11 protein-coding genes are annotated in these 18,447 nt (G+C 45.4%); 9 read left to right on the forward strand and 2 right to left on the reverse strand.

Annotation, left to right across the window (positions count from 1 at the left end; translation table 11 throughout):
- Positions 1–124: 124 nt before the first annotated feature.
- From AC3EBE_RS11010 to AC3EBE_RS11045, 8 genes are all read left to right on the forward strand, one after another.
- Positions 125–1,480, forward strand: a complete 1,356-nt coding sequence (locus AC3EBE_RS11010) for an extracellular solute-binding protein (protein WP_488595077.1) — start codon at positions 125–127, stop codon at positions 1,478–1,480.
- A 147-nt stretch (positions 1,481–1,627) separates the two neighbouring features.
- Positions 1,628–2,506: a carbohydrate ABC transporter permease gene (locus tag AC3EBE_RS11015; RefSeq protein WP_488595078.1), complete on the forward strand. Its 879-nt coding sequence runs from the start codon at positions 1,628–1,630 to the stop codon at positions 2,504–2,506.
- Positions 2,503–3,333, forward strand: coding sequence for a carbohydrate ABC transporter permease (locus tag AC3EBE_RS11020; protein ID WP_488595079.1), 831 nt, complete (start codon positions 2,503–2,505; stop codon positions 3,331–3,333). Before AC3EBE_RS11015 ends, AC3EBE_RS11020 begins: the two co-directional genes overlap by 4 nt.
- A gap of 486 nt (positions 3,334–3,819) precedes the next feature.
- Positions 3,820–5,226 (forward strand): extracellular solute-binding protein, encoded by a 1,407-nt coding sequence (locus AC3EBE_RS11025; protein ID WP_488595080.1) that lies wholly within the window; start codon positions 3,820–3,822, stop codon positions 5,224–5,226.
- Between the two features lie 142 nt (positions 5,227–5,368).
- Positions 5,369–7,138, forward strand: coding sequence for a methyl-accepting chemotaxis protein (locus tag AC3EBE_RS11030; protein ID WP_488595081.1), 1,770 nt, complete (start codon positions 5,369–5,371; stop codon positions 7,136–7,138).
- A 244-nt stretch (positions 7,139–7,382) separates the two neighbouring features.
- Positions 7,383–7,805, forward strand: coding sequence for an SMI1/KNR4 family protein (locus AC3EBE_RS11035; protein WP_488595082.1), 423 nt, complete (start codon positions 7,383–7,385; stop codon positions 7,803–7,805).
- Between the two features lie 138 nt (positions 7,806–7,943).
- The gene (locus AC3EBE_RS11040) at positions 7,944–8,654 is read left to right on the forward strand and encodes an N-acetylmuramoyl-L-alanine amidase (protein ID WP_488595083.1); all 711 of its coding nucleotides are present in this window, start codon (positions 7,944–7,946) and stop codon (positions 8,652–8,654) included.
- A 97-nt stretch (positions 8,655–8,751) separates the two neighbouring features.
- A complete protein-coding gene (locus AC3EBE_RS11045) occupies positions 8,752–9,207 on the forward strand; it encodes a chemotaxis protein CheX (RefSeq protein ID WP_488595084.1) in 456 nt (151 codons plus the stop codon).
- A 49-nt stretch (positions 9,208–9,256) separates the two neighbouring features.
- Here AC3EBE_RS11045 and AC3EBE_RS11050 read toward each other — a convergent pair whose 3' ends face one another.
- Positions 9,257–10,045 (reverse strand): alpha/beta fold hydrolase, encoded by a 789-nt coding sequence (locus tag AC3EBE_RS11050; RefSeq protein ID WP_488595085.1) that lies wholly within the window; start codon positions 10,043–10,045, stop codon positions 9,257–9,259.
- Positions 10,046–10,387: 342 nt separating this feature from the next.
- Between AC3EBE_RS11050 and AC3EBE_RS11055 the strand changes: the two genes are divergently transcribed.
- Positions 10,388–11,161, forward strand: a complete 774-nt coding sequence (locus tag AC3EBE_RS11055; protein WP_488595086.1) for a transposase — start codon at positions 10,388–10,390, stop codon at positions 11,159–11,161.
- A gap of 260 nt (positions 11,162–11,421) precedes the next feature.
- Here the strand turns inward: AC3EBE_RS11055 and AC3EBE_RS11060 are convergent, their stop codons facing one another.
- Positions 11,422–18,231, reverse strand: coding sequence for a pullulanase (locus AC3EBE_RS11060; protein ID WP_488595087.1), 6,810 nt, complete (start codon positions 18,229–18,231; stop codon positions 11,422–11,424).
- Positions 18,232–18,447 lie beyond the last annotated feature (216 nt).

Here is an 18,447-nt window from a genome sequence, read left to right on the forward strand (position 1 = left end):
AAAAGCCGGCAATTGGGCTTTTTCATAATTTTTCAGAGGAAGCGAAGCGCCTGGAACCGAAATCAACAGCCTTGATTAACAGAGCCTGAATTTAAAAGATTTATAGAGGAATGAGGGGGATAAAATGAAAAAATTCAGCTTGCTGTTATTAACCATAGTGCTATTGAGCGGCTGTAATGCGCCATGGGCGAGTACGGAGCCGGACAAGAATGATGCCGATGATAGTAAGGGATCGGAAAAGAAGGTAACACTTGAAGTCATGATGTTTGAAGGCGGCTTTGGTTCAGAATGGGTTAAAGATTCGGCTGAAAAATATATGCAGGAAAACAAGAATGTCACAATCAAAGTGACAGCCAGCCCTGATATCCATCAACAGCTTCAGACCAGGTTCCTGTCAAATGATGTTCCTGATTTGATCAATCCTGGACCAAGCTTTGATATTAAAGGTGTCATCAAGGATGGAATGATCGCACCTCTTGACGATGCGCTTGCGGAACCCGCCTCCAATGGGGAAGGCAAGTGGATTGATACCTTCGAACAAGGACAATTCAACTTGAAGCGCGATGGTAAAACATATGGACTGCCAACGATCTTTTCGCCTGGTTATGTATGGTGGTATGATGAGAAACTTTTCGAAGACAACGGATGGGAGCTGCCAAAAACGACTGCTGACCTGTATAAATTAAAGGATCAGGCCGCTGAGAAGGGAATTGCCGTTTTCAGCGTACAGGGCAAACATCCTGGCTACTACTATTTCGGACACTTCCTGCCGCTGGTCCAGAGAATTGGCGGCAAAGAGGCAGTAGAAGATGCTTTTAACCTGAAAGAAGGAGCCTGGAAATCAGATGCCTTTGTCCAGGCTGCAGCTGAAATGCAAAAATGGGTCAGCGAAGGCATGTTCCTTAAGGGCACATTTGGTCTGACACATACTGAAGCCCAGACGCTATTTTTCCAGCGTAAAGCGCTTTTTGTTACAGCAGGATCATGGCTTGAGGGTGAGATGAAGGATGTCATTCCCGAAAACTTCAAGCTGCGTGCGATTAACCAGCCGATGTGGGAAGGCGGAAAAGGCAAGGAACTGGCTCCGGTCGCCACTGGCTGGGGAGGTGCCTGGTACGTAACGGAAGGCTCTGATGAGAAAGAAGAAACAATCAAGTTCCTGAAGTTTTTATCTAGTAAAGAGGAAGTAGCGAAGATGGTTGAATCCCGGGGGCTTGCGAGTGTCGTCAAGGGAACAGACGAGTATATCAAGTCTGAACCGCTGAAAAGTACATTGCAGATTGTTCAGGATGCAGACGGCACTTATGCACCGACAGCAATCAACGATTCTTACCCAGAGCTCACTGCCAATATCACGAACATCTTCCAAAGCCTGATGCTCGGCGAAATCACTCCTGAGGAAATTACGGAAAAAGCAGAGGAGTTTGCCAAGAAAACGAGGGAAGATAAGAATATTGAAAAAGCAGAGTTTAAATGGTAAGGGTATTGCCGTTGATTTTGCCAAAGTAGCTGAATAGTACGATTTTAAAAAGTGATTAGTAGGGAAATCAAATTGATTCATGTAAAAGGAAGAGGGGCCTCCAGCTGTTAACGGGCCTCTCTTTTCATAAGGAAAGGGTGTGGAAAGGTGAACACCAGGAGCGAAAAAATCTCCATCTGGGTTTTCTTGTTTCCGGCTCTGTTTTTATACATTTTGTTCGTGATCTATCCATCGATCAATGCGCTTCGGATGAGTTTATACCATTGGCGGGGGATTGGGACTAAGACATGGGCAGGGCTGGATAATTATAAGAGGATGATGGAGGATGAAGTCTTTTTAAACTCGGTAAAAGTAACAGGAAAGTATATTTTGTATCAGGTTCCTTTTGTGCTGATCATTTCTGTTGTCCTTGCATTGGTCATCGCGAACTTGCTTAAGACCAGGTGGCTGAATTTCTACCGGTCCATCGTATTTTTCCCGTACATCCTGCCAGGAGTGGCCATTGCCATGCTCTGGTCGACTATTTTTAATCCAATTGGCGGGATGCTGAACGGCATTCTTAATGTCATCGGGCTGGAATCGCTTGCTACTGAATGGCTGGGCCGGACTGAAACAGCTTTCGGCAGTGTATTATTCGTAAACGTCTGGAGCATGGTTGGATTTTATACAGTGCTCATCCTTGCTGCCATCTTGAATATTCCATCTGATTTACTAGAGGCGGCGGAAATTGACGGAGCCGGGAAAATCCAAAAGGTGATTTATGTCATTTTACCGCTTTTGAAGGATGTCCTTCAGGTTGTCATTATTTTTACGGTAATCAACACGCTGAAGGTTTTTGAAATGCCGCAGCTTCTTACCGGGGGCGGTCCAAACCGGTCGACAGAGCCAATTTCTCTTTATATTTTCGAACAGGCCTTCCAGAATTTTAACTTTGGCTATGCGTCCGCACTGGGTGTCTTCTTCTTGCTGCTGATCTTTTTGGCATCAAGCCTGACGTTAAAAATCACAAGGGGGAATGATGCATGAGCAAATTTTTACGAAAAGGCTATACCCACGCATTGCTGATGCTCTGCTCCTTTCTAATAATTGTACCTGTTATCTGGGTATTCATAAATTCATTAAAAAGCTCTGCAGACATCCTTTTAAAACCTCTGTCCTTTCCAGAGCAAATCACATTATCGAATTATGGAAGGGCATGGAATGATGCCGGACTTGGAATCGGGTTTTTGAATAGCATTTTCGTAACATTCATCACTGTGTTCCTGATCGTCATAATCTCTGCTATGGCTGCCTATCCATTAAGCAGAAAAACCTTCAGATTTAGAGGATTTGTCCAAAACTTCTTCCTGATGGGGCTCATGCTGCCGACCTTCCTGGCAATGGCTCCGTTATTTTTGCTCGTAAATGGGTTAGGGCTTGTTAACACACACCTCGGGCTGATTTTGGTCTATGTTGCCTACTCGCTTTCCTTTACGATTTTTATGCTCATTGCTTTTTTCAAGCAAATCCCTGCTTCTTTGGAGGAAGCGGCAATTATTGATGGCTGTGGTCCATATATGGTTTTCTGGAAGGTCATCTTCCCATTGGCAAAGCCGGGCCTCATTTCAGCGGCAATCTTCAATTTTGTCGGGATATGGAATGAATATATTCTGGCCTTGATTCTTTTAAGCAACGATACTATTAAAACCCTTCCGGTCAAGCTGGCCAACATCATGATGGTCCAGCAGTACCATACAGACTGGGGAGCGCTATATGCAGGAATTGTCTTATCTTTCATTCCAGTTGTCCTTTTCTATTTGATTTTTCAGCGGAAATTAATAGAGGGATCAACCGCAGGGGCTGTGAAGGAATAGCCAGAGGGTTGGAAGGTGAGAGGAAGTGACAAATGGCAATACACTTTTGGAATTGTTTCTGTTAAAGCTGAATATTGAATTTTTAACCCTGTTGATTGTAGTGGAAGGCGCGTAGACTCCTTCGGGATTTAGCGGGCAGGTGAGACCCCGCAGAAGCGAAGCGACGAAGAGGCTCTCGCCGCACGCCCCGAGGAAAGCGAAGCGCCTGGAACGAAAATCAACAGGCTTGTATAACAGAGCTTTTATTAGGAAATGGAAATCTCCAGTTTATAACAAAGCATGATCTAATTTCTATAAAAATTAAATGAACGGCAACACTTCAAAAGTGTTGCTTATTTATTTTTCGTAATAGTGCTATAATCGGGTTGAAAAACAAGCCAGATATGAACCAGGAAGGCGATAACTAGCAAAACGACTCCCTGCATGCAGGAATAAGTCGGTGTCAGGAAAAAATATAATTTAGTTTTAGAAGGGATCTAGTACCTAATGCGTGGAAAGAAAAGTCGTGAGGTTTTCAAGGTTCAATTAAATCAGATGGTCTCGAGTGTGAGGCAGCAGATCGTATCAGGCGAAATCCGGATCGGAGATTATTTGCCGTCAGAATTAATCCTTGCTGAACAATTCGGTTTAAGCAAAAACTCCGTAAGACGGGGATTGGAAGAATTGGTGGCGGAAGGGCTGATTGTTAAGAAATCAAGAATCGGAAATCTTGTTGTGTCTAGCAAGGCTTATGATCAGGTTATTTTAAGAGTGGGATACTATCCTTCATTAATTAATGATGCGCAATTTCCGGATTTGATCAAGAGTTTTGAAGCAGAACATCCTAATATCAAAGTTCATGCAATTGCGCTGCCATACGATCATTACCAGCAGACTGTATATGATTTTTTTCATAACGATATGATTGATGTTGTCACGATCAATTTCAAGGATTTCAGGGACTTTGATCCAGTGCCGGAGGCTGTATTTGAGGAAATGGAAAGGGAACCGCAAATTTATTCATTTCTTCAACAGCCATTCACCAAAAAGGGAGAGAACGATACTGTATATGTCCGGCCTTTTGTATTCTCGCCAATTGTTCTTTGCTATAACAAGGATCATTTTGATGCCAGCAATATCCCATACCCGGACAGTGGCTGGGGATGGGAGGAAGCCCTGGAAGCAGCAAATCAGCTAATGTCTGGCCATGAAGATGAAAAAGCATGCGGCCTTTACTTCCATCCTCTTTCATTAAACAGATGGCCGATCTTTATGCTGCAAAACCGTGTTCAGTTTTCAAGGGATGGCCAGGGAATCACGACTTTTCCTGTTGAAGAATTGAAGCAGAGCGTAAATTTTATCAGGAAGACTTTCGATGAACAGGGAATCATGAACACCTTCCTGTCGGACAGTGACGGGGATGCAGAGAAGATTTTCCTTGAGCAAAAAGCTTCCATGATTATGGCATCCTATTTCTCGCTGAATGAAATCAGGAAGCATTCTATTGAATATGATATCGCTCCACTCCCTTATTTAAGGGATCCAGGAACATTGCTGCTGATCATCGGGCTGGCCATTAATAAACATTCAACCAAGAAATCTGCTGCAAGACAGTTTGTTGATTTTATTTCCGGCGAGGCATCACAGGAATTGATCCGTAAAAACACATTAAGCATACCTGCCATGAAAAAGGTTGCAGAACGCTCGGGAGATGAACTTGTTTTCAAGCCTTCAAGATTCCAGCTGTTCCGGGAAATCATTCCTACTTACCGAATGTTTACTGACCTAGGCTTAAATTCGCAGGAACTCGGGGAAGTCCGGAATGAACTCCGAATCTATCTATCAGACATGATCGACGACAAGATCCTGCTTCAGCGCCTTAATTCCAAGCTTATAGTATACGAAAAAATCTAGCGGAACATGGGGACGGTTCTCGCGTTCCAAAGTGGAACGCAAGAACCGTCCCCATGTTCCAAATTTTTGTGGCGAAAGTCCTAAATGTATTTCTTTTTTATCCGAAATAAATAGAAAGACTGTATTCAGGACAGGAGAGCGGATGATGAAATTGAAGAAGCTGAACTTCAAAATGAAAAGCAGCAAGATATCGACACCGAGGCCCAAGAAGAGTTCTAATCGGAGTTTTTCTGTAAGGCAGAAATTATTTACGGGATTTTTCTCAGTTTTGGCGCTGTTGGCGCTGGTAGCGGTCATTACAAATTACCAGATTAGCCATATTAACAATCAGTATTCCACTTCCATCGATGACCGAATGGAGAAGATGGATTTGATAGTGAATATGAAGGATGCCGTCATGAAGGAGCAGCAGGCTCTGTACAAGTATATGGCCAATGGTGATGGCGAGAGCATGATTGAGTTTGAGGGTGCTGTTGAAGCTTTTGCAAAAACATCGAAAAAATATTTAGATGTGACGAGGTCTGCTGAGGGCAAGAAGGTCGGAGAAGCCCTTGTGAAGGCCGAAAGGGAATATTATGAGGTAGCTTCAGAGGCTTTTACATTAATCAGGGACGAACAAACTGTGAAGGTCAGGCTGTTGATGCAGGAAAAAGGAAACCCGGCTATCTTTAGCCTGAATTCAGCAACTGAGGATGCGATGGAGTATCAGCAGGAAACGTTGCAAGGAACGATTGAAACTCTGACTGGCAACGTTGGGACAGTCTCGGTGGTCATCATCGCAATCAGCATTGCTGCTTTCATTATCGGTATCGGTATTGCCATGTTCATCAGCAACATGATTTCGAAGCCGGTGAAGCTGGTTTCGCGTGCGGCAGAAGAGGTTGCAAATGGAAACCTTGCCGTTGAAAAAATCAATGTGAAAAATAAAGATGAAATCGGAGAACTGGCAGCCTCCTTCAATGCAATGGCGACCAATTTGCGGGATCTTATTTTTCAGGTTAGCAGTACGTCCGAGCAGGTTGCTTCATCAGCCGAAGAGATGATGGCCAGCGCCGACCAGACGAATGCCGCAACGAACCAGGTGGCTACTGCGATCCAGGAGGTCGCAAGCGGTGCCGAGCTTCAAGGCAAGAACACTGAAGAAAGCGCGAAAGCAGTCGGCGAGATGTCCATCGGCATCCAGCAAGTAGCAACAACTACATCAAACGTGGCCGAGTCCGCATCCGACACAACGAAACAGGCTCAGCTTGGATATGAAGCACTTGAAAAAGTCATCAACCAGATGAAATCAATCAATCATACAACAAATGAAACCAATACTGTCATCAAAGAGCTGGATAAAAAATCAGTGGAGATTGGCAAAATCATTGAGGTTATTACAGGTATTGCGGACCAGACGAATCTGTTGGCGCTGAACGCAGCTATTGAAGCGGCAAGAGCGGGTGACCACGGCAGAGGATTTGCGGTCGTTGCTGATGAAGTCCGTAAGCTGGCCGAGCTTTCAAGACAGTCGGCAGGGCAGATTTCAGGATTGATCGAAGCAATCCAAAAGGATACCCATCAAGTCGTTGGCATGATGAACAAAGGAACAGTCGAGATTTCGACCGGAACGCAATTGGTCGAAGAGACAGGCAAGACCTTTAACGAAATCATGAAATCCATCGAACACGTCAGCTCTGAAATCCAGGAAGTCTCCGCGATTTCCGAAGAAATGTCAGCCAGCGTCCAGCAGGTCAACGCATCAATCGATGAAGTAACCCGGATCGCGCGACAATCCGTAGCCAACACAGGCGAAATCGCCGCCGCAACCGAAGAACAACTAGCTTCAATGGACGAAGTCGCCACATCATCCGCATCCCTCGCCAAACTCGCAGAAGAACTAAGAGATATGGTAGGGAAATTCAAGATTTAAGTGGTGGAACATGGGGACGGTTCTCGTGTTCCAGGCTGGAACAGAGGGACGGTTCTTTTGTTCCAGGAGAGATGTTGTGATTAAGGGTGGAAGAAATCGGAGGACTTAAATTGTCCTCCGTTTTTATTTTACAAGAAAGCTATAATCCGAAGCAGCAGGCTGACATGTTATCATTGATACGAGATAACAGATTATCAGCAGGTGTTTTTTAGCAATCAGAGAATGATAAAGGAAGGTTAGCGACTTGTATCAAGAGACAATAAAAAAGCTTATTCGTCTATATGACCAGGAGAAGGAATTTTTTGGCGGAGAAAGTGAAGATGAAATAAAAAATACAGAAAAACAGTTGAATGTAACACTGCCCAACAGTTATAAATGGTTTTTATCGAACTATGGCGGGGGCGGACTTGGCTTTTTCTTAAGCAGCAGCAAAATGTTGGCGGGCTATAGAAATGAATATCCGTCGATGCCGGATGGGTATGTCATGATTTATTGGTGCGATGAATTTGGATACTGTTTAGATACAAACCGGATAGCAGAAGGTGAATGTCCGGTGGTGAACTGGAGTCCGTATGAACCAGGAGTTTTTGAGCATCATTCAAGTTTTTATGAATTATTCCTTGAAATGATCGAGGATATGATTGATAACGATATGTGGACTGATTGAGTGGGATATGTATTTTAATAAAAGGCCTTAATTGGTCTTTTTTTTATACAGTGAAATTAGCGTAAGGCAGAAAAGGAATTTACTTCATCAAATCGAATTATTTATATAAATAAATGCAAAGGGTGTTAGGGGAGAAGGATGAAACAGTACTTTATGCTGATGTTGCTTGCCTGTTCGATGGTATGGTTAGGCGGCTGTTCAAACGAAAAGGCAGTTGCCAAGGAAGATGCCGAAAAGCCCGTGATACGTCAAACAAAGATACAGGTGCCGGTGGTGAACGATTTTCTGCAAAAATTCGATTTTGATCAGCGTAAAGAGACGAAAACGCATGTTGTCCTTCATTTTATCAGCAATGCAGCGGTGAATCCTGAGAACCCTTATATCTATGAAGATATCCGGAATATCTTTTTGGAGTACGATGTCGCTCCGCATTATCTGATCGATCGGGAGGGGGTTATCTACTACCTGCTGCCGGAAAATCGCGTGGCGAGGCATTCTGGAAAGGGAGAACTGGTGGAGTTTCCGGATTATAAGGATCATTTGAACGATTATTCAATTGGCATCGAGCTTATGGCAATCGGGACAGAAGCCGAAATGGAAACCATTATGACGCCAGAACAGTATCTTAAGATTCCGCTGGAGCATATCGGCTATACCGAAGCTCAATATCAATCTCTTAATCTATTGCTCGATGACATTCTGGCACGAAATCCTAAAATCAAAAATGATAGAAACCACATCCTTGGTCACGACGAATATGCGCCAGGGCGGAAAACAGACCCAGGCAGCCTATTCGATTGGAGCAAAGTGGAACATGGGGACGGTTCTCGTGTTCCAACTGGAACGTGAGAACCGTCCCCATGTTCCAATGTTCCTAAAGATTTTGCGGATTCGCACGATATTAATAGTACTTATGAATTAGAGTAAACAACAAAGGGGTACTATCGTGACGATTATTGCAAAGGGTGTGCGAATGCTTGAACATGCTCAAATGCTGCAGCAGGCTGTGAAGACAGTTATTCCTGGTGTGGCAGAAACAGTTTTAACAGAAGAAGGGGAGACTTCCATCGAGCTTGCCATGGGGATCATCATCGGCATTACCGGCGGTTTCAGCGGGAAGCTGGTGTTATCTGGGCTGGAGAGTACGTTTCAGGAGATTAGTGAAATGATGTATGGAATGAGGCTGGAAGGTGCGATGCTTGGGTCATTTGCGGGTGAGATTGGAAATATGATTGGGGGTCATTTTTCAATCGAACTGTCAAAAAGTAATGTTTCAGTTGATATAACCGCTCCTGCTATTTTACAAGGTAGTGCCAGGATATCGGGGTTCGAAACTGCAGTCCGGATTCAGACTCTGTTGATGAATAGCAGCCAGATAGAGGTTTATTTTTTACAGGATTGAGGACAGAAAAGTCACCATCAGCTATGAGCGATGGTGACTTTATCATTAATTATACGACCTTTTTTGCTTTGGTTTTGTGCTTGCTCATAAACTCCAAAGAAAGCTGATTGAAGTCTTCAGCCTTTTCAATATTGCACACGTGACCGCACTGTCCCAGGATCACCAATTCTGCATTTTCATCCACGCTGAGGTCTTCTTTTAACTCATTCACAAACATATGGTCTTCGGCACCCGATATATAAAGCTTTGGTACCATGACTGTATGAGTATCTGCAAAGGCGATTTCGACATCGGTTGCGAGCTCGTACCATGCCAGGAAATTGTCCCGGTGCATTCTCGTTGCCTCTCGGATGAATAGACGTCTCGAGTCTCTGTGGTTTTCTTTTGGCATCAGTATCAGCGCCAGGATCTTGTACAGCCACATGAACGGAATGAATCCTTTAATCGCTCCGGCAATTTTTATAAGAAGTTTTGCAAAGCGATTGAATCGAGTGATTGCACCCCCAAGTACAGCAGACCGTATCCGGCCTGGCTGGGTTTTTAGCAATTGATGGACGATAATTGATCCTAACGAGATGCCGACAAAGTGAGCTTTGCGGATCGCGAGCTTGTCCAGCGTTTTACCGACCTCCCTGACGATAAGGTCAAAGGAGAACTGCTCCTTATACGAATCTATATCCGGGGATTTCCCATGCCCCGGCAAGTGGATCGCCACCACATTAAAATGCTTGAGATACGCTTTTATTTGCTTGTAAAAAATCCTCGAATTGCCGCCAATCCCATGCAGCAAAACAACATACTCGGAGCCATGCCCCTTATACAACCTATAATCCAGCATCAAAATCTCCTTAAGCCATTCTAGTAGTCTACCTAATCATACCCGTAGTGCCTGCGCTAGTAAACCAGGAACGTGGAACATGGGGACGGTTCTCGTGTTCCAGTTTGGAACACAAGAACCGTCCCTATGTTCCAAAATTCGCCATATATGTGGAGTTGATTTTATGTTTAGTAGGTTATACTAGAGTTGCCTCTTCTTAAGACCTCATCGTTAATCCTATCAAACTATCCATTCCAGCAATCTCTCTCGAACGATTTTATCCAGTAATTCCGTCAAACCAAACAGTGCAGTGAATCTGAATATGAAAGGCAGGGATCTGAATTTATGCCTCGCAGGGCCAGAATGAAAAGCAAGAACGGTTTTTATCATGTCATGCTGAGAGGTGCGAATAAGCAGGAGATTTTCCATGATGAAGAGGACAACATGAAATTTCTTGAGATTTTTATGAGATACAAGGAGGAATCAGGTATGGGCGTGTATGCCTGGTGCCTGATGAACAACCATGTCCATCTCCTTGTCAGGGAAGTGAATGAAGAGCTGTGGGTGACCATGAAACGCATCGCTGTCAGCTATGTTTCGTACTATAACTCGAAGTATGGTACGACCGGCCACCTTTTCCAGGATCGCTTTAGGAGTGAAGTCGTTGAGACTAAGCGCTATTTCCTGACTGTGATCAGGTATATTCACCAAAATCCGGTCAAGGCGGGGATTGTGAATAAGCCTGCCGACTGGCGCTGGAGCAGCTGTAGTGCATATTATGGACTGGTTAGCTATCCCAGGGGACTTTTGAACAGGGAAAAAGCTTTGACGATGCTGGCGGAAGACCCGACAATCGCCTTGGAAAAATTCAAAGAATACAATGAAATGGCTGCTGAAGATGAATGTTTGGATGAGGTATGGAGGCGGAGGCGGCTGACGGATGAGGAGGCAAGGGAAGAGATTATGGAGAGGCTGGGGGACGTTATCATCGCTCAGGTAAAAAGTTTACCCGGGGAGGAGCGGGTGGAAGCCTTACGGAAAATGAGAGGGATACAGGGGCTTAGCCAGCGGCAGGCAGGGAGGATTGTTGGCGTTGCAGTTAGTGTGATTAATAGGGCTTGGAGGGGTGGTACTTGATCTTGCTTTTGTTCTGAGACATATAGGGCTAGTGGAACAGGAGAACCGTCCCTGTGTTCCAGCACACGCTCCGGGTTGGAACGCGAGAACCGTCCCCATGTTCCACCCAGCCCCCAACACAAAAACAGGCACCTCTTCAATCGAAGAGGTGCCTGCTGTTTGTAAGCCAAATTGCTGGAACAGGAGAACCGTCCCTATGTTCCACCTATGTTCCATTTTGGAACGCGAGAACCGTCCCCATGTTCCAGACCCATGTTCCACTAGTTCATCAGTTTAGCCTTCACTAGGAAGTTGGCTAAAATTTTGGCCATTTCGTTGCGTTGGGTGTTGCCGGCTGGCGCGAATTGGTCTTTTGCTTTTCCGTTGATGATGCCTGCCTGGTACACTGTTTCTACGTCTGATTTGGCCCATTTGCCGATTGATCCTGCGTCTGCGAAGTCTGCTAGTTTCTTGGATTTATCAAGCGATGATAAATCGTAGTTGATGAAGTTTAGCTTCATTGCGCGGCCGATCATGGCTGCTGCTTCTGTACGGGTGATCTTTTCGCCAGGTGCGAATGTGCTGTTGCCTTTGCCCTGGATGATGCCGTATTCGATTGCTGCCATTAGGGCGTTGTTGTCGTTGAACCACTCATTGCCTTTGACGTCCTTGAAGCGTCCGTCGTATTTCTCGCCTGGAAGTCCAAGTGCGCGTACTAGCAATGCAGTGAATTCTGCACGAGTCAGCTGGCTTGTGCTGCCGAATGTGCTGTTGCCTTTGCCTTTGATGATGTACTTGGATGCCAGTGTTTCGATATACTTCTCAGCCCAGTCTTTGCCGTTGTTGACGTCAGTGAAGGTTACATCGTTCTCAACGATTGCGTATGTTGAGTTCGTCAATGACTTGATGATGGCCTTGTTGCCGTCGAACAAAGTTGGTACTGCACTGAATGAACCGTCGGCATTCAATTTTACTGCTACTGCTCTGGAAGCGTTGAAGTTAGAGTCGCCAAGGATTTCGCGTTCTACATAGGTGCTGAATTCCTTGATTTCGGACTTCTTGCCTCCGGCTAGAGCTTCAACTGTAAAATCAACAATTGGTGATTTCAGCTTCAGCTTTGTGTTTGCTTTTACAGTGTTCACAGAAACTGTGATCTGCAGGTCGCTTGGAGAAACGCCAAGCTTCTTCGCAAGGTCAGCGACATTCACTTCAGAAACAGGAAGTGAATATGTTGCATCTTCTGTCACAACTTCAACTGTTGCCTGCTTGTTTTTAGCAAAAGCTTCTGTAAATAAGCTTGCAGGAAGCTGAGCTTTCGCCACTTCGCCTGCAGCTGGCTTTTCAAGCTTCACTGCCAGGTTGTGCTTTTCAGCTGTGATGGCTTTGACGATTTCTGCTACTTTGTCAGCAGCAACCTTCGTTACGACCTCAACCATGCCGGAAGGATTCTTTTCTTTTACAACTTCAGCAGCCCATGCTGGAAGCTCGATTGTGTTCGGCTTTTCAGCAGCTGGCGGTGCAGGCGGGTTCGTATCGCCGTTATCCGCAGGAGCTTCAGTTGCTTTTCTGTCCAGCTTGATGACCACAGTTGTAAGCGGGTCGATTGTCATTTTAGCTCTAGTCAATGTAAAGCCTGAGCGTTCTGATACTGGTTTTACGCCAGCTTCGTCATTGTCGACCAGGACTTTTCCGCCTGTAAAATTGTAATCGCCAAGTGTCAGAGTACGGGCTTTTGAATCTGCGTTCACGAACACATAGTAGTTGCCAGTGTTGTCTGTAGACACATTTTCATAAGCAATCAGTAAGTCTGTAGCTTGAATTTCAGGGAAATCAAGCAATGTTACGTTAGAATCAACAAGGTCTTTTTCGCCAAGGCGGAAAGCGTTTGTTGATTTTCTAAGCTCGATCAAGCCTTTTGTAAAAGCTTGAGTTGTTGTGTTAACAGGGTTAAGCTCACTGTTTGTTGCCTTCTGCCAGTCGAATTTGTTGATGGCATCTGATGAATCATAAGAATCGTGGATGAAGTATCCGAATGGGTTGCCATTCTCGTCTGTTAACTCATGGTACTTCTGTTCCGGAACGCCTTCACCAAGCCATTGCTTCGTTCTGCCGTACTCCTGGCCTGCGTGCAGGAATGCAGTACCCTGTGATGTTAAAATAATCGAGTTTCCAAGGCGGATGCGCTTGTGAATCTCTAACTCATTTTCAGGGATAGAAGGGTCCTTTTTAATTGATTGCGCAATAACATCGTGAAGCGGCAGGTTATCGTGCGCTGCGATGTACTGGACCATATCGCCTGGATCGTCGTCAGCTGTGTTGCCTGGCTGGCCCTTGATGTTGTTAAAAATCGTATTGATATCGCGTGCTCCGCCTGTGATGAAGCGAGGCTCACCTTCAGAACCGAAGCCTGATTTCAATTCGTTGCGGATTTCGTCAGAGAATACGCCAACGTCATCTGTTTTATCCATCCAATCCTGGTCTGCGCCCATGCCGGCAAGCTCTGGCTCAGCGATGTGGCCAGCGAATGTTCTCCAGCCTTCACCGATGAATAGGGCATTCGGGTTAACGGATGCTGCTGCATCGTATGCGTTCTGGATAGAAGGGTATGTTGCGTCACCCATCATATCAAAGCGCATGCCGTCGATCTTGTACTCATCGAACCAGTATTTCACTGAATCGACCATCAATTTTTCAGCCATTGTGTGGCTTGTTGCCAGGTTGTTTCCGAAGCCGCCAAGGAAGTTTCCTTGAGCGTCCTGGAACGCATAGTAGTTTGGAACAATGTCATTGAGCTGGCTTGCTTTTGCCATATGCGTGTATACCACGTCAAGGACAACGCCCATTCCAGCATCATGGATTGCATCGATTAATTCCTTCAGTTCTTTCACGCGTTCTTCTGGCTTAGTTGGGGCCAGTGAGTAAGCACCATCTGGCGAGAAGTAGCTGTGCGGGTCATAGCCCCAGTTGTATTCGTTGCCGCCAGCAGAGTATTCAAGCTCTCTTTGGCCCATCTTCGTTTCATCGCCATAATACCACGCCATGACTGGAAGCAGCTGTACGTGTGTTACGCCAAGAGACTTTAGATAGTCCAGCTTGTCGATGAATGCCTTGTAAGATCCCCATCTTGCGTTCAAGTCGCCTTCGATTGAAGGATCGGAAGTGAAGTCACGAACGTGAGCTTCATAGATGACTGCATCTTCGCGCTTTGTATAGCCATCAATTTTAGCGTGGCTGAAGCCTTCAGGATCTGTGTCGATCAGGTCTACGATTGCTGCCTTGCCGACAGTATCTCCATCAGGACCAGCATTGCCTTCTGTATTTACAGTGAAGGCCGCCATTGATTTTGCATAAGGGTCAAGAACCTGGCGAGTGACGCCATCATTCGTTACATCATACTGGTAAAAATAACCCTCAAGATCGGTTACGTTCAGGTCACCTGGTTTTACATCTGCAACCCAGACACCTTTTTCACCCTTCGTTAACTCAATGCTGCCGATTTCTTCAGCGGCATTGTTTTTATCAAAGAAGTTCGCAACTACCTTGGTTGCCTTTGGAGCCCAAAGCTTAAGGGTAGCCGAGCCATCCTTGTAAGTCGCGCCAAGGTCATTTCCGTCGTAAGCATACATATCATCAAGCATTCTCCAGCCGGATGCAGCAGATACTGTTCTGCCAGCAAATGTTACGGAAAGAGGAAGCTTATCAAGGTCGAATGCTGCTTTTACTTTCACTTTTGTTGCGCTTGTGATTTCGACGCTTTCAATCGCAACTTGTGCACCATCAGCATCTTTTATATCCAGAGCGGATTTTAACGCATCTGCCGTTAATCCGTCTGTCATCGTGAAGCCTAATAGAATCGTATCTTCATTGAGTACCTCTGCATTGGTTAGGCCAGTTGCCTGCTCCCAGTAAGGAGATACATAGACATTGTCATCGCCCTGTCTTACCCAGAGGTGATTGTATTTGTCGAGAAGGTTGAACGTCTTGTCGCCGCCATCCTTTTCTTGTGTTGCTTTGTTAAGGGTGATCATGCCGATTTGCTTGGCATTTTCTTTTAACGAAATGTCGACATAAGCACCATAGCGGTCTCTGCCTTCGAAAGATGCTGCTCCTGCAGTCCAGCCTTCAGATGGTGCAGTTACGTCGCCCCAGTTCCATAAACCGAAGTTCTCATAGTCAGCGTTGTCACGTACATAGTGGACGCGGACTGTGTTCGCCGGCAAATCAACTGGTTCGTAAGTGTACACCTTGTCAGAGCCTTGCTTGATAAAAATTTCATTCATTTCAGGGGAAGAAATTGTAAAGCCTTTGTCGCCGCCGTCTTTACCAGCATCGCCCTTTGTAATATCCATTACGAGGAAGCCGATGTTCTTCGCGCCTTCTTTTAATTCAACATCGATGTATGCACCATAGCTGTCTGTTTTCTCGAACATTGTAGCGCCTGTCGGCCAGTTGGCAGAAGGGGAGGCTACATCATTCCACAGCCATGCACCGAAGTTGTCGTAATTGTTGTCATCACGTTTGTAGTGAATTCGGATATGGTTGGCAGGGATTGGTTCAACATCACCATTTCCGTCGCCTTCGCCAGCCGCCGCAGCCGCCGTGATATCTCCGCCTTCAACTGTCAGTAAAACTGTACCGCCATCAGCTTTTGCAGGGATTGTCAAAGTGACTTCGCCCGCTTCTGTAGCAGTATACGTTTTATCACCATAGTGGTCTGTCACGACAGCACCAGCATCAACAGTCAGTTTTACTTCCTTCGCTTTGTCAGCCACGTTCAAGCCGACATATGCTGCTTCATTTCCGTTTTTACGTGCAAACACCAGGAACTTATCAGCGTCAGAACCGCCAATCGTTGCGCGTTCGCCTTTAGCAAAAACCTCAGAATGAGCGCCGCGGAAGTTAAGGATTTTTGTATAGTGATCCAGGACATCATTGTTTGCCACTTGATCCCATGCAAGGTCATAACGGTTATCGTACTGCGGATAGTTGTTCGCTCCGCTCTGGCCAAGCTCTTCACCGTAGTAGATGACAGGCTGGCCTTTTGCCGTTGCCTGCAGGGAAGCAGCGATTTTCAGCTTTCCTTTGTCATTTCCTTCTTTGAATAAGAAGCCGTCTTCGTCATGGCTGCCGAGGAAAGATCCTAAAGTAGCACTGTTATCAATTTTACCGTTGCGGGCAATCAGGGCATCGTTTGCTGCCTTCAGCTTGCCGTTCGCGAAATTATGAGCGATTTCTTTAAAGTTGAAATCGAGCAGGGAGTCCATCATACCTGTTTCAAGGTAGCCTAGTTGGTTATCTGCACTCGCACCCCAAGCTTCACCGATCATTTTGTGCTCAGGCATTTTTTCCGTGATCGCGTTCTTGAACGCCATCCATGTTGCATCTTCAACGTGCTTCACAGTGTCCACACGGAAGTAGTCGATCGTGTTGCCTTTGGCAGTTGTTGCTTTCGTGATCCAGTCAGTCTGCCACTTAATGATCGTGTCGCGGACTGCAGGGTCTTCTGTTTTTAAATCAGGAAGTCCAGCAAGCTCGCCGACAACTTCATCGGAGCCAACATTGCCCTGGCGAAGCAGGCTGCTGAATGTGCTGCGTTCAGCGTCCGTCGGGTAGCCGGCAGGAGGGTTCTCTAATTGTGAATCAATATCCTTCAGTCCATAGCCAGTGTGGTTCAACACGACGTCCACCATGATCTTGATGCCTTTTTCATGCGCAGCATCGATCAGGGTGTGGAAATCTTCCATTGTTCCGAAGTGAGGGTTCAGCTCACCGAAGTTGCTTGCCCAATAGCCGTGATATGCATAGTATGAATGCTCATCATCGTAGCGGACATCATGCTTGATGTTCTCTACAATTGGGGAAATCCAGATTGTGTTCACGCCCAGTTTGTCAAGGTAATCCAATTTTTGTGTGATTCCTTTAAAATCGCCGCCCTGATACGTACCGCGGTCGTTTTTAGCATCGTAACCTTGATTGTAAGGGTCATTGTTAGCTGAATCGCCGTCAAAGAAACGGTCAGTCAGCATGAAATAGATGATGGACTCATCCCAGTCAAAGTCATTTTCGCCAACAGCCTGGCGCGTTTTCACTTCTACTGAGGCCTTACCGTTATAGGAGTTTCCATATGAATCTACTACAGTAAGCGGGATTTCCTTCGTTCCAGCTGTTACATTGTCATCCACTGCGATCGTGACTGCTTTTAGCGAAGGATCGATTTCAAGCTTTTCAGATCCGCCAAGCGCTGATACGTCAGCAGTGATTTTGTTGATTTTCAGGCCGTCTGCAAGACCCTGAACGTCAACCTTCAAGACAGCGTTTTCATTATAGTCAATCGCTGCCGGTGTTACAGAGCCAGACACAGTCAGCTCAGCTTTTTGGAAGTCGATTTCGGAAGACGGGTTATAAGGGTCAATTACTTCAGAAGTCGTACCGTCTTTCATTGTCACAACGTATTTGTATGGCGTCTTGCCATTTGGAATGTTTTCGTAAGTTGCTGCGAATCTCTCATTCTCTGGCTCATACGTCATTGGTACAGTTTCACCATTAAACTTCAAATCTACCTTTTGGATTGTGTCCATCTGGTCGTTTGCAAAAAGGGTTTTATCACGATAGAAGAAAGTCGCATTTCCTTGATCGATCACAGGAGCTGAACCGTCCGGAACGATGCGGATTTGTTCGACACCGCTAGTTATGTAAGCCTTGGTGAGGGTGTCGTTTGTATTTACTGGAATAGTACGGTCTTTATCAAATTCTTTTACAGCAGTACTCCAGTCATTTGTACTGCGGATTAATAGACCAATACTTTTTGTTTCCGGAGCAACCGCAATATCAGCTGTTGCTACTCCGTTCTCATAAGATTGAAAATTAATTTGATCATTCTGTCTGCCAGTATTCCAGACCCAAATGTTCCAGCCATCATACTGTTGGTCTTCTCGGATATACGTTACCCGGACAGTTCTGTCTGCAGATTCCACGTTAGCCGTGGAGTCTGCCGCGAATGCTTGAGGAGCCGGCACAAAAGGCAGCCACAAACTCAAAAGCATGATCGCCGTCATAAAAATAGAAAACTTACGCTTAGACTTCCTGCTCATTGACATACATTCCTCCTTTTAAATTGGTTTGATAGAGGGGGAGATTAGATTTGTTACATCTAAAACTCTATCTAATGAAATCGTTTGCACAACTGGATAAAAAAATTAAACCAAATTATGCAAACGCTTGCAACAATGATACTTTTTAATTTTACAATATTTTTAGACAATCAGCAATCTCTTTAGTGTGGCTAAATTTTGAAAGATTGCGAGAAA

It is taken from the genome of Mesobacillus sp., from assembly GCF_057785455.1.

Coding starts and splice junctions, on each gene's coding strand:
- AC3EBE_RS11010 (WP_488595077.1), top strand. CDS start 125: ATGAAAAAATTCAGCTTGCTGTTATTAACCATAGTGCTATTGAGCGGC.
- AC3EBE_RS11025 (WP_488595080.1), top strand. CDS start 3,820: ATGCGTGGAAAGAAAAGTCGTGAGGTTTTCAAGGTTCAATTAAATCAG.
- AC3EBE_RS11030 (WP_488595081.1), top strand. CDS start 5,369: ATGATGAAATTGAAGAAGCTGAACTTCAAAATGAAAAGCAGCAAGATA.
- AC3EBE_RS11040 (WP_488595083.1), top strand. CDS start 7,944: ATGAAACAGTACTTTATGCTGATGTTGCTTGCCTGTTCGATGGTATGG.
- AC3EBE_RS11050 (WP_488595085.1), bottom strand. CDS start 10,045: ATGCTGGATTATAGGTTGTATAAGGGGCATGGCTCCGAGTATGTTGTT.
- AC3EBE_RS11055 (WP_488595086.1), top strand. CDS start 10,388: ATGAAAAGCAAGAACGGTTTTTATCATGTCATGCTGAGAGGTGCGAAT.
- AC3EBE_RS11060 (WP_488595087.1), bottom strand. CDS start 18,231: ATGAGCAGGAAGTCTAAGCGTAAGTTTTCTATTTTTATGACGGCGATC.
- AC3EBE_RS11020 (WP_488595079.1), top strand. CDS start 2,503: ATGAGCAAATTTTTACGAAAAGGCTATACCCACGCATTGCTGATGCTC.